The sequence below is a fragment of the Lacisediminihabitans changchengi genome (genome assembly GCF_016634425.1).
In the GTDB taxonomy this organism is placed as follows: domain Bacteria; phylum Actinomycetota; class Actinomycetes; order Actinomycetales; family Microbacteriaceae; genus Lacisediminihabitans; species Lacisediminihabitans changchengi.
Genome location: NZ_JAEPES010000005.1, coordinates 152,821 through 165,033, shown reverse-complemented (window position 1 = coordinate 165,033; position 12,213 = coordinate 152,821). Strand labels below are relative to the sequence as shown.

Genomic DNA, 12,213 nt, shown 5'->3' with positions numbered 1-12,213 from the left:
GTAAGGTGAACGGGTGACCCCAGACGACACCGCCCTGCCCGCTGCCGGGAACACTGCGCTAACCAACGACATGTACACGACGGCAGGCAAGCTCGCCGATCTGAAGGACCGCTACCACGAGGCCGTCACGGCCAGCGGAGAGGCGGCAATCGAGAAGCAGCACGCGAAGGGCAAGAAGACCGCCCGCGAGCGCATCGATCAGCTGCTCGACCACGGCTCGTTCGTGGAGCTCGACGAGTTCGTGCGGCACCGCACTCACGCGTTCGGCATGGAGAAGAAGCGGCCATACGGTGACGCGGTCGTCACCGGCACCGGTACCATCCACGGCCGCCAGGTCGCGGTCTACGCGCAGGACTTCACCATCTTCGGCGGCTCGCTCGGCGAGGTCGCCGGCGAGAAGATCATCAAGGTCATGGACCTCGCGCTCAAGACCGGCGTGCCCATCATCGGCATGCTCGACTCGGGCGGCGCGCGCATTCAGGAGGGCGTCGTCGCGCTCGGCAAGTACGGCGAGATCTTCCGCCGCAATACCGCGGCCTCGGGCGTCATCCCGCAGATCTCGATCATCATGGGCCCGGCGGCCGGCGGCGCCGTGTACTCCCCCGCGCTCACCGACTTCGTGATCATGGTCGACAAGACCAGCCAGATGTTCGTCACCGGCCCCGATGTGATCAAGACCGTCACCGGCGAAGATGTCGGCATGGAGGAGTTGGGCGGAGCGCTCACCCATAACTCCGTCTCGGGCGTCGCCCACTGGCTCGCCAGCGACGAGGATGACGCGCTGGACTACGCGCGCACCCTCCTGAGCTTCCTGCCGGACAACAATCTCTCCGAGCATCAGGTGTACGACCACTCGGTCGAACTCGAGATCACCGACGAGGATCGCAAGCTCAACAGCATCATCCCGAACTCGCCGAACCAGCCCTATGACGTCAAGACCGTCATCGAGCACATCGTCGACAATGCGGACTTTCTCGAGGTGCAGCCGCTGTTCGCCCCGAACATCGTCATCGGCTTCGGCCGGGTCGAAGGTCGCGCGGTCGGCATCATCGCCAACCAGCCGAGCGCCATGGCCGGAACGCTCAACATCGACGCCGGCGAGAAGGCCGCGCGCTTCGTGCGCTTCTGCGACGCCTTCTCGATCCCGATCCTTACCCTCGTCGACGTGCCCGGCTACTTGCCCGGAACCGACCAGGAGTGGACCGGCGTCATCCGCCGCGGAGCCAAGCTGCTCTACGCCTACGCCGAGGCGACCGTGCCGCTGGTGACCGTCATCACGCGCAAGGCGTACGGCGGCGCGTACATCGTCATGGGATCCAAGCAGCTTGGCGCCGACCTCAACTACGCCTGGCCGACCGCGGAGATCGCCGTCATGGGCGGGCAGGGCGCCGTCAACATCCTGTACCGCAACGAGATCAAGGCCGCGGAAGTCGCGGGCGAGGATGTCGCTGCCGTGCGCACGCGGCTGGCCAACGAATACACCTACAACGTCGCATCCCCGTTCCTCGCCGCAGAACGTGGCGAGCTGGACGGCGTGATCGAACCCGCGGCGACCCGCGTCGTCGTGATCAAGGCGCTGCGGGCGATGCGCACCAAGCGCGCCGACCAGCCTGCGAAGAAGCACGGGAACATCCCGCTGTGAGTTCAGAACCGTCGACGGATGACCCCCTCGCGGGTTTCCGCGTGATCTCGGGCGACCCCACCCCCACCGAGCTCGCCGCGGTCACCGCGGTGGTGTTGGCGATGGTCGAGGAAGCGCAGGATGAGGAGCACGCCCTCGCTGCTGCGGCATCCGCTCACACCGGTCAGTCAGCCTGGCAGCGCAGCCAGCGCCCCATCCGCCGCCCGCTGCGGCCGGGATTCGGGGCCTGGCGGAGCTTCTCGACCTGAGTCGCAACTCGGTTCGACGCGGGTCTCTGTTCTGCCGGGGCGAGCATCGATTCCACAGGTGCGCGCGAGTGAAATATCCTGTCTGTCCCCATCTATCGATGAGATCAACCGGATGTGACCCTTTGTGCCCCGCATTCCGTTGGCATCCGCCCTAATTCTAGGGATTTTCAGGGGTGCAGCGACCGCCGGGGTACAGAATTTGGCCCCGGTGGTCCTCCTAAGTGTCGACTTTTCGGAGCGGCCCTCAGCTTGCATTATTGATGGTGCTAGGTGTTTCTCATCGAGTTACACCACCAGATCGTTAGCCGACTAGGGTAAGCGGGCTAACGACTTGGGGGCGGGTCAGGGCGATATTCGGGTTATCGCTCTGACCCGGGGTTTGAAGCGGGACCGGCCTTCGGGCCGGTCCCGCTCTTCCGTTAACGGCCCGCGGCATCCGTTCTCCGTGTCCAGTGAGGTATTTCCGCGCCCGTCGACGCATCTCCGCGCCCGTTGAGGCATTTCCGCGCCCGTCGACGTATTTCCGCGCCCGTCCCGTCCGCCCCCCTTCCGAAATGAAGGCAATTCGTCACGACACGCCGTCATTCTGCGCGGAAAAGGTGTGTCGCTCGAAATTCACCTTCATTTCGGAAGTGAGCGCGCGGAAGTGAGGGTGTGAGGTGCCGAGCGCGTTCGGAAGTGAGCGCGCGGAAGCTCGCGCGCGCAGAAACGAGGGCGTGAGGAGGCTGCGCGGCTCAGGATGCGGGTTCGAGGGTGCGCGGAATCTCGAGCCAGAGATCGACGCTGTCTTCGTCGTCGTCATCGTCGGCGTGGCTGCCCAGGGCGTTCGCGTGCCCATCGTCGGGGGTACTCAGGCCAACCACCGTGACGGCGACGTCCGATCCCTCGGGAACCGTGCGCACGATCAGCTTCTCGGTCTCCGTGTCGCGGATGGCGTCGGCGAGTTGGTTGAGTACGCGGTCTAGCTCGTCATCCTCCAGGTCGTCGAGGCCACCCTCGTCGAGCAGCGTGACAACGGTGCCATTACGCCGGGCAATCATCACCTGTTCGCGCACGCGGTCATTGAGGAGCTTTCGTCCGCGGATCTCATCGCGGATCGCGCCCTCGAGGTGGAGACACTCCAGGCGTTGGCCCTCGGTCAGCTCGCCCTGGGACGCGACGATCTGACGCAGCATCGGAAGGGCCATCCTGCTGGTCTGACCGAGTCGGAACTGCCGCTCGCTCACGTGGGCCTCCTGCGCGGCCCGCCACTCCACCGCCTCGCGTTCGGCGAGGGCGTACTGGCGCGCGTCACGGTCGGCCTTGGTCAGCGAGAGCGACAGTGCGAACGAGATCGCCACCCAGACGGTGCTGCCGATCACGCCATACGCCACCAGTCCGCCCGGCCCCTGCCACACCACCGTCTGCACGATCAGGATGCCCGTGCCGATGAACGCGAACACCTGTCGCCTGCGGGTCGAGGTGATCACCATCAGGGTTCCGATGGCCGCGGTGTGCCAGGCCGCATAGCTATCTTTGGGCACGGTCTGGACCACACTCGTCACGAGCAGCGGCACCGCCAGTGCGACGGCCACGTTGAAGGCGCCCAACCAGATCGGCATCCGCGGCCGCTTCGTCAGCCACAGGCTGGCAACGGTCGCGATCCCGTAGAGCACCATCGCCGCGATATACGGCCCTTTCTCCGTCGGCACCGAGATCGATACCGCCGCGAGCACGAGGTGATAGGCCGAGAACACGGCTGCGAGGGTGACGATCAGGTAGCGCGGAACGCTGATGATCACGCGGTCACCTCCCCGAGGACGATGTCGGCAGGGTCCGGCAGCTGTGGACGCGGCCACCGGATGCTGACGACCGTCCCCGCGCCGGGTGCCGAGTCGACCCGCACCAGCCCGCCGGCATTCGCCACCCGCTCGATGATCGACACCCGCACTCCGATCCGCTCGGTCGGCACGTTCTTCAGGGTGAACCCGGACCCGGTGTCGCCGACATCCACCTGGATACCGCCGTCGGCGGATCCTCGAATCGCAAGCCAGCGCGTGACGCCCTCGTCGCCGGCATGCTGCAGGCTGTTCACCATCGCCTGCACCGCGGCGGAGTACACCGCTTCAGCGGACTGTGCCGGGATGCTTCCAGGCTCGATGTCGCGCGTTCGCAGCTCGAACGGCGCGGGCTGAGTCGCCGACGCCCCGATGATGCGCTGGGTGAGCTGCGACAGGCTCACCGTCGCGTCGTCGTCTGGGGTGGCGGCTGCGGCATCCTTCAAATGCCCCATGGCGTCGCCGGCCATGCGGGTGGCCAACTCCTTGGCCTCGGGGGTGTAGGCACGGGCAGCGGAGAGCAGGGTCGTCAGCACGCTGTCATGCACGATCGCGTCGACCTGCACGCGTTCGAGTTCCGTCGCGTGCTGTCGAACCGCGTGGGCGTAGCGGGAGAGCGCCGTGGACTGTGCCGTGTCTACCGAACCGGACGCCTGGCGCAGCAGGGTGATGATGAGCAGCACGGCGCCGCCCAACACCACCGCGTAGGCGACATCGAGTCCGGCGGATTCGATGCTTTTGCCCCCGCCCGACGGCAGCATTCGCACAATGCCGTAGGCAATCGGCGCGACGAACAGGTAGCCGGTAGCGACCCAGCTGGAGAACGCCACGGCAGCGCAGGCTGTAGCGACCGTGCACAGATACCAGAGCCATGGCCTTTCCGCGGCGACAGCCTGCGGATTTAGCGTGACGAACGGCCAGGCGACCATCGCGAGGAGAAACACCGCCGCGATGTAGGTGTTGATCTCGCGCACGAAACGACGGGCGATGGAGCACACCACGCTCACCAGCAGCCCGCCGTAGATGGCGATCACGAAGACCAACGCCCATCCGGGGCGCAGCAGATTCATCTGCTCGAGCGTGGCCGGGACGGTCTGAGCGCCGAACACGAGGCCGAACATCGCGACGGATCGCGAGGCAACGGCTTCGATCTGCCGCCGACTGATCGGGTTGCGCGGCTGTTTGGCCTGCGTCGGCTGTGGGGCGGGCGGGCGGCCGGGGTACGACGCCCGGCTAGCGGCCATCGCCGCCGTCAGGGTCGAGACCAGGAAGGATGCCATCTTCGACCGCGCGGCGGAGCAGATCGACCTTGGTGGGCGCCGGGCGACCGACCTCGACGTACTTGACGCGGATCCGGTCGAGGTACTCCCGCGCGGTCGAATATCCGATGCCGAGCTGCTGAGCGGCGAGTTTCAGCGGAAGACCCGAGGCGTAGAGGTGAAGGATCTCGCGCTCGCGACGACCGAGCTGTGCCTTGGCGAAGTCTCGGTCGGCGTCGATCGCCGTCGCCCACTCGAGGTTGTTCAGCACGTCACCGCGGGCCACGGTCTCGACCGCCGAAATGACGGTCTTGGTGGCAGACGACTTGGGGATGACTCCGGCGGCTCCGGCGGCGAGTGCTTCACGCACCGATGCGACGCGGTCGGCGATGCTGTGGATCAAGACGGCAGAACCGGTCGCCATCACGCGCTTGACGTTCTCGGTGACCGTCGAGCCGTCGCCCAGGGAGAGGTCGAGCACGACGACGTCGTTCTCGCGTCCGTCGAGGTTGTCGACGAACTCCTGAACGGATGCCGCGGCCAGAACGAATTCGAACCCGGCCTCGATGCAGGCTGCCTTCAATCCGAGGCGGACCGACTCGTGGTCGTCGACTACCGAGACCCGCACTCCCGTGCGGTTCACCGCCGCGATAGTTTCTTCTTCCGTCACCTGCACCATGAGTGGATCCTGTCTCTCGCGGTGCTGATACCGCGGGGCTGTTCTGAAGTCAATGGTACTGGTCGCGCACCCCTGCGGACTCTCAGCGACGCGGCGAAACAGCAGGAGTGCTCAGCGACGCACGAGAGTGGCCACGGCCTCCACGTGATGGGTGTTCGGAAACAGATCGAAGGCGCGAAGGCCGGTGAGGTCGTACCCCTTGCCGGCGAACAAGGCGAGGTCACGACTGAGCGCCACCGGGTCGCAGGCCACATAGACCAGCTGCTGGGGCGACAACTCGGCGAGCTGGTCGACGACCTGCTTGCCGGCACCGGAGCGCGGCGGGTCGAGGACGACGGTCGCCCGGGTGAGGCGGTCGCGCTCGGCGGCCCCGGCATCCTTCAGGACACCGCGCAGGTAGTGCTCCACCCGACCGGTGACGGCATTCGCGCCGACCCACTCGGCGAGGTTCTCGGCGGCATGATCGGTGGCGTGGGGGTCGCTCTCGACCGTGGTGATGCGCACGTGGTTGCCGAACCGATCGCCGACCGCAGCGGCGAGCAGGCCGACGCCACCATAGAGGTCGAGGTTCGCGGCGCGGGGGTCGAACAGGTTCTCGTCCACGGCGTCTTGAACGGCGGTGGTGAGGGTCTGCGCGGCGTCGCGGTGCACCTGCCAGAAGCCGCGCACATCCAGCCGGAACTCGCGGTCACCCACCCGCTCGACGATTCGCTGCGCCTTGGGGCGCTCCTTGCGGTCGGCACTGCCCTGCAGCACGAACGGATTCCCAACCGACGGCACGACGAGGTCGATGTGGTCGGCGCCGGTGAACTGCTCGCTCAGCGGCGCGATGACCTGGGCCTCCGCCGCGGCCAAGGGCAGAGATTCAACGGGGATCACCCGGTGCGAGCGCGCGGCGTACGGGCCGACCACTCCGGACTCGGAGACGTGGAGGCGAACGCGGGTGCGCCATCCGGTGCCGTCCTCCGCGCCCGGCAGAGCCTCGACGACCACGTCACGGTCGATGCCGGCCATCCGCTGCAGGGAATCGGTGATCACCTGACGCTTCAGCTCACGCTGATGGGCGGAGTCGATGTGTCCGAACTCGGCGCCACCGGCGCGGTCCTCGGGTGCGCGGTCGACGGATGCCTCGGCCCAGACGTGATCGCGGCGGTGCGGCGAGGCCTGCAGCACGCGAACGGTGTCGGCGCGCCAGAACGACTTCTTGGAGTCATCCGTCACCTCGGCGACCACCGTCTCACCGGGTATCGCGTCGCTGACGAAGACCACACGCCCGTCGAGGCGCCCCACCGAGATACCCCCGTGGGCGATGCCTGTAACCTCGATTTCGACCTGCGTACCGCGTGCTTCACCCATCCTTCGAGCTAACCACACCCGTACTGAACAGGAGCCCGCACCCGTGACCCGGCTGTACCTCGCCTCGACCTCCCCCGCCCGGCTCGCGACGTTGCGGGCGGCGGGCATCGAACCCGTCGTTTTGCCCTCTCATGTGGACGAGGATGCCGCGGTCGCGGCCGCCTCGCCTCTCACTCCGGTGGACATGGTGCAGTTGCTCGCGCGGCTCAAGGCCGAGGCGGTTCTCGGGCCATCCGTCGATGGCTTCGTGCTGGGCGGAGACTCCGCCTTCGAGCTCGACGGGATCGTCTACGGCAAGCCGCATCTGCCCGAGGTCGCGCGCGAGCGGTGGCTGCTGCAGCGCGGCAGGACCGGCCACCTGCACTCCGGCCATTGGCTGATCGACCATCGGGGCGGCATCCTGCACGGCGCGGTCGGGGCGGTCGCGACGGCGGCCGTCAGTTTCGCCGACGACATCAGCGACGACGAGATCGACGCATACGTCGCCACCGAGGAGCCGTTGCTGGTGGCCGGGGCGTTCACCATCGACAGTCTCGGGGCGCCGTTCATCCGTTCGGTCGATGGCGACCCGCACGCGGTCGTCGGCCTCTCGCTGGCGACACTGCGGTCGCTTTTTCTCGACTTCGATGTGGCCTGGCCCACGCTCTGGAATCTCTCTGGGTTGTAGGGTCTCGGAGGGGTAAACCACCCCATTTTGTAGGTGGCAACCAAAGAGCGCCGCCGAACTGCGAATAGGCTGAAGAACTATGCCCAGTATTACGAAGGTCCTTATCGCCAACCGTGGCGAAATCGCGGTACGAGTAATCCGGGCAGCGAAGGACAGCGGAATCGCCTCGGTCGCCATCTACGCCGACCAAGACCGGGATGCCCGGCACGTCAAGCTCGCCGACGAGGCCTACGCCCTCGACGGTGCGACCAGCGCTGACACATACCTGCGCATCGACAAGGTGCTCTCCATCGCACGCCGCTCCGGTGCCAACGCGGTGCACCCCGGCTACGGCTTCCTCGCCGAGAACGCGGACTTCGCCCGCGCCGTCATCGACGCCGGACTAATCTGGATCGGCCCCTCCCCCGACGCCATCGAGAAGCTCGGTGACAAGGTCTCCGCGCGGCACATCGCCGAGCGCGTGGGCGCCCCGCTCGCCCCGGGAACCCTCAACCCCGTCTCCGGTGCCGACGAGGTGCTCGAGTTCGTCGACACCTACGGCCTGCCAGTCGCCATCAAGGCAGCGTTCGGTGGCGGCGGTCGCGGCCTCAAGGTCGCCCGCACCCGCGAAGAGGTGCCCGAACTGTTCGACTCCGCCGTTCGCGAGGCCGTCGCCGCCTTCGGTCGCGGCGAGTGCTTCGTGGAGAAGTACCTCGACCAGCCGCGCCACGTCGAGACGCAGTGCCTCGCCGATGCCCACGGCAACGTCGTCGTCGTGTCTACGCGCGACTGCTCCCTGCAGCGCCGCCACCAGAAGCTGGTGGAGGAGGCGCCCGCGCCGTTCCTCACCGACGAGCAGAACGAACTGCTGTACACCTCGTCCAAGGCGATCCTGCGCGAGGTCGGGTACCTCGGTGCCGGCACCTGCGAGTTCCTGGTCGCCAAAGACGGCACCATCTCATTCCTCGAGGTGAATACGCGACTGCAGGTCGAGCATCCGGTCTCCGAAGAGGTCACCGGCATCGACCTGGTGCGCGAGCAGTTCCGCATCGCCGAGGGCGGCGTGCTCGACTACGACGACCCGAAGCCAGAGGGGCACTCCTTCGAGTTCCGCATCAACGGCGAAGACCCTGGACTGAACTTCCTCCCCTCCCCCGGCCCGGTGCAGACCCTGCGCTTCCCCGGCGGCCCCGGCGTGCGCGTCGACAGTGGCGTCACCACCGGAGATGTGATCAGCGGCGCCTTCGACTCGCTGCTCGCCAAGCTGATCGTCACCGGCACCAGCCGCGAGGACGCCCTCGAGCGCGCCCGCCGCGCCCTCGACGAGTTCGAGGTCGCTGGCCTCCCCACCGTGTTGCCGTTCCACCGCAAGATCGTGCGCGACCCGGCCTTCACCGACTCCCCGTTCCGCATCTACACGCGCTGGATCGAGACCGAGTTCGCGGGCGGCATCGAGCCGTGGAGCGGGTCGCTGCCGGATGCCGCGGCTCCCGCAGCGCGCCAGAACATCGTCGTCGAGGTGGACGGCAAGCGCATCGAGGTCTCCCTCCCCGCCCGTCTCGGAGCCGTCGCTGCCGGTGTACCCGCCGCGGCCGCCGCGCCGAAGCGCCACGCCGGCTCCGGCGCGGTCTCCTCTGCCACCGGTGACTCGGTGAAGGCGCCGATGCAGGCAACCGTCGTCAAGCTCGCGGTCGCGGCCGGCGATTCGGTCGTCAAGGGCGATCTCATCCTGGTGCTCGAGGCGATGAAGATGGAGCAGCCCATCACCGCGCACAAGGACGGCGTGGTGAGCAACATCACCGCGGCGGTGGGCGCGACTGTCGCCTCCGGCACGGTGCTGCTCGACATCGCGAGCTAGGTGTACTCGGCGTCATCCGCCGTCCCCGCTCTGGTTTGTTATCCCCGCGCCAGTTGCAACGCCCGCGCGGATAACAAACACCAGCGCGGTCAGCGCATGCCCGCCTGCACGAGCCAGGCACGGAGCCGCTCCGGCGAAACCGCAATCTCCCACGGCCAGCGACTCATCGATTTACTGGTCGCGCGAAGGTCGTCTTCGCGGACCTTCTCGTCATAGACGGCCTGCTGGGATGTGCGCCCGCCGAGGAATTGCGGATCGAGGTACTTCGCCTTGCCGTCAAATTCACCGATGAGGTTGAACTGCGGCCACCAGAAGTCGACCACGTACCGGCGACCACTAGCGCCGCGCATGGGTACCTGCAGTTCCGGCGCGGGCAGTCCAGCGAGATGGATGTTGACTCTGCTGAGGGACTCGCCCGGGCGGTCGGCACGACCGTCAGCAAACTCGATGACCCGTTTGATCCTCGCAGAGCCATGCCGCAGCGCCACTTTTTTCGCTTCGGCGAGCAAGCCGTCGCAGGTCAGGGCTGTCAACGGAACGCGTGCCGACGGATATTCGGTGCGTCGGAGCGCGGCATCCGCCATGGCCACTGCTGCCGGGAACGACGCGACGGCCGCCATATCGACTACCGTGCGGGCGAGGCTGGTGACGCGCAGCCCGTCGATGCTCTCGACGAGGTGTGGCACGCCATCCTCATGCCGCACAAAAATGGCGCTGGACCGACCGCCAGCGCGAACGGGCCCTCGAACGTATGCACGCGTTGGCAACGACCCCACCGCAGGCAATCGCCAGAGCCCAGCGGCAGACCAGTGCGAGAATACCTCGTCGTCGCGAAGGCAGGTCGAGGCCGCGTGAATTCGCAAGAGATGTCGCTCGTCCCGCGAGCTTCGGGTCCACAGCTCAGTGTCCACGTACACCCCGCGATACAACGCCGTCAGTTCCCCGCGCTTCACGCGGGAGTACAGCGCTGCCCGATCGCCTGCGACGACGACGTCACGGGAGCGAATGATTCCGAGACTGGAGGATGGTGGGGCGGACGAGAACATCCGAAGATCATTGCGAGCTAGCCCTGCTGCGTGTCGCAACTTTCGAGATCTGTGCACAACCGTCGCTGTGAGCAGCGTTCGTCAGCATCCTCGCGCCGGTTTGTTATCCCCGCGTCAGTTGTAACCCCCGCGGGGATAACAAAAAGGCGCGGTGTCGGGCTGCGGGGCGTTACCGGGCGGCGCGCGGCGGCGGCCGCTAGTTCACGATGTGCATCGCGCGCGCGGCGTCGGTGATGCTGTCCGAGAGCGACGGGTACACGGCGAAGGCGCGGGCGACCTGGTCGACGGTGAGCCGGTGCTCGACCGCCATCGAGATCGGCAGGATCAGCTCGGATGCTTTCGGCGCGACGATCACGCCGCCAATCACCGTTCCGCTGCCGGTGCGGGCGAACAGCTTCACGAATCCGTCCTTCAGGCCCATCATCTTGGCGCGCGGGTTGGACGAGAGCGGCAGCTTGTAGATCTCGCCCTGGGCGATGCCGTCTTCGATCTGCTTCTGCGTCCAGCCGACGGTCGCGATTTCCGGCTGGGTGAAGATGTTCGAGGTGACGTTGCGCAGTTCGGTCGGGTTCACCGCATCCCCCATCGCGTGGAAGATCGCGGTACGCCCCTGCATCGACGCGACGGATGCCAGCGGCAAGAAGTCCGAGCAATCCCCGGCCGCATAGATCGACGGCATCGATGTGCGCGCCACCCGATTGACCCGGATGTGCATCGAGTCGGTGAGCTGCACACCGGCCTCCTCGAGGCCGATTCCCGCCGTATTCGGGATCGAGCCGACGGCCATCAGGCAGTGACTTCCTTCGACGGTTGTGCCGTCGGACAGGGTGGCGACGACTCCGTCGGCGGTGCGCTCCACCGAGTTCGCGCGAGACTTCGACAGAACGGTCATGCCGTTGCGACGGAACACGTCTTCGATGACTCGTGCAGCATCGGCGTCCTCGCCGGGCAGCACCTGGTCGCGCGAGGAGATGAGCGTGACCTTGGAGCCGAGCGCGGTGAAGGCCGAGGCGAACTCGGCGCCGGTGACGCCGGATCCGACCACGATCAGATGCTCGGGCACTTCCTGAAGTGTGTAGAGCTGCGTCCAGGTGAAGATCCGCTCGCCGTCGGGCTTGGCACTGGACAGGATGCGGGGGCTGGCTCCGACAGACACGACGATGGTGTCCGCATCGATCTCGTCGAAATCCGTGCTGGTGCGTCCTTTGCCGGTAGAGACGACCACGCGGTTCGGCCCGTCGAGACGCCCGTCGCCCTGAACGACCGTCACGCCCGCCTTGATCAGCTGTGACTTCATGTCTTCCGACTGCTGCCGGGCGAGACGCAGCAGGCGCTGATTCACGGCGCCGAGGTTGACCGCGACCTCGGGACGCACGGGGCGCCCGCTCTCCCCGCGGGTGTAAAACTGCACTCCGAGATCGGCGGCCTCACCGATGGCGTTTGCGGCTTCCGCGGTCGCGATCAGCGTCTTCGAGGGCACCACGTCGGTGAGCACGGCAGAGCCGCCGACGCCGACTCTTTCGACCAGTGTCACGTCGGCGCCGAGTTGCGCCCCGGCGAGCGCTGCCTCGTATCCGCCGGGCCCTCCGCCCACGATCGCGATGCGTTGCTTGCGCTCGAATTCATAGGCCATGCCCTCATTCTCGCGTAGCCGTAGATAGG

General features: G+C 67.0%; 10 protein-coding genes. 4 read left to right on the top strand and 6 right to left on the bottom strand.

Features of this window, described 5'->3' with window-relative positions; translation table 11 throughout:
- Positions 1-70 precede the first annotated feature (70 nt).
- Together IV501_RS14690 and IV501_RS14685 are read left to right on the top strand one after the other, a co-directional pair.
- Positions 71-1,642, top strand: a complete 1,572-nt coding sequence (locus tag IV501_RS14690; RefSeq protein ID WP_200557135.1) for an acyl-CoA carboxylase subunit beta — start codon at positions 71-73, stop codon at positions 1,640-1,642.
- Entirely contained in the window at positions 1,639-1,890 is a 252-nt protein-coding gene (locus IV501_RS14685) for an acyl-CoA carboxylase subunit epsilon (RefSeq protein WP_307812329.1), read from the top strand. The genes IV501_RS14690 and IV501_RS14685 overlap by 4 nt, the downstream gene beginning before the upstream one ends.
- Positions 1,891-2,624: 734 nt before the next feature.
- Here IV501_RS14685 and IV501_RS14680 read toward each other — a convergent pair.
- From IV501_RS14680 to IV501_RS14665, 4 genes are all read right to left on the bottom strand, one after another.
- The gene (locus IV501_RS14680; RefSeq protein ID WP_307812327.1) at positions 2,625-3,671 is read right to left on the bottom strand and encodes a DUF8320 family protein; all 1,047 of its coding nucleotides are present in this window, start codon (positions 3,669-3,671) and stop codon (positions 2,625-2,627) included.
- Positions 3,668-4,987, bottom strand: coding sequence for a sensor histidine kinase (locus tag IV501_RS14675; RefSeq protein ID WP_234698638.1), 1,320 nt, complete (start codon positions 4,985-4,987; stop codon positions 3,668-3,670). Before IV501_RS14675 ends, IV501_RS14680 begins: the two co-directional genes overlap by 4 nt.
- Positions 4,941-5,645 carry a response regulator transcription factor gene (locus IV501_RS14670; RefSeq protein WP_200557115.1) on the bottom strand — a complete coding sequence of 235 codons (705 nt, stop codon included), beginning with the start codon at positions 5,643-5,645 and terminating at the stop codon, positions 4,941-4,943. Before IV501_RS14670 ends, IV501_RS14675 begins: the two co-directional genes overlap by 47 nt.
- 111 nt (positions 5,646-5,756) lie before the next feature.
- Complete coding sequence (locus tag IV501_RS14665) at positions 5,757-7,001, bottom strand: class I SAM-dependent RNA methyltransferase (RefSeq protein ID WP_200557114.1); 1,245 nt, start codon at positions 6,999-7,001, stop codon at positions 5,757-5,759.
- Positions 7,002-7,044: 43 nt separating this feature from the next.
- On the opposite strand from IV501_RS14665, the gene IV501_RS14660 reads away from it, so the two are divergent.
- Positions 7,045-7,668 carry a Maf family protein gene (locus IV501_RS14660; RefSeq protein WP_307812326.1) on the top strand — a complete coding sequence of 208 codons (624 nt, stop codon included), beginning with the start codon at positions 7,045-7,047 and terminating at the stop codon, positions 7,666-7,668.
- Between the two features lie 79 nt (positions 7,669-7,747).
- Positions 7,748-9,505: an acetyl/propionyl/methylcrotonyl-CoA carboxylase subunit alpha gene (locus IV501_RS14655; RefSeq protein WP_200557112.1), complete on the top strand. Its 1,758-nt coding sequence runs from the start codon at positions 7,748-7,750 to the stop codon at positions 9,503-9,505.
- A gap of 89 nt (positions 9,506-9,594) precedes the next feature.
- Here the strand turns inward: IV501_RS14655 and IV501_RS14650 are convergent, their stop codons facing one another.
- Both IV501_RS14650 and IV501_RS14645 read right to left on the bottom strand, forming a co-directional pair.
- Complete coding sequence (locus tag IV501_RS14650) at positions 9,595-10,191, bottom strand: hypothetical protein (RefSeq protein WP_200557111.1); 597 nt, start codon at positions 10,189-10,191, stop codon at positions 9,595-9,597.
- 556 nt (positions 10,192-10,747) lie between these two features.
- Entirely contained in the window at positions 10,748-12,184 is a 1,437-nt protein-coding gene (locus IV501_RS14645; protein ID WP_200557110.1) for an NAD(P)H-quinone dehydrogenase, read from the bottom strand.
- Positions 12,185-12,213: the final 29 nt, after the last annotated feature.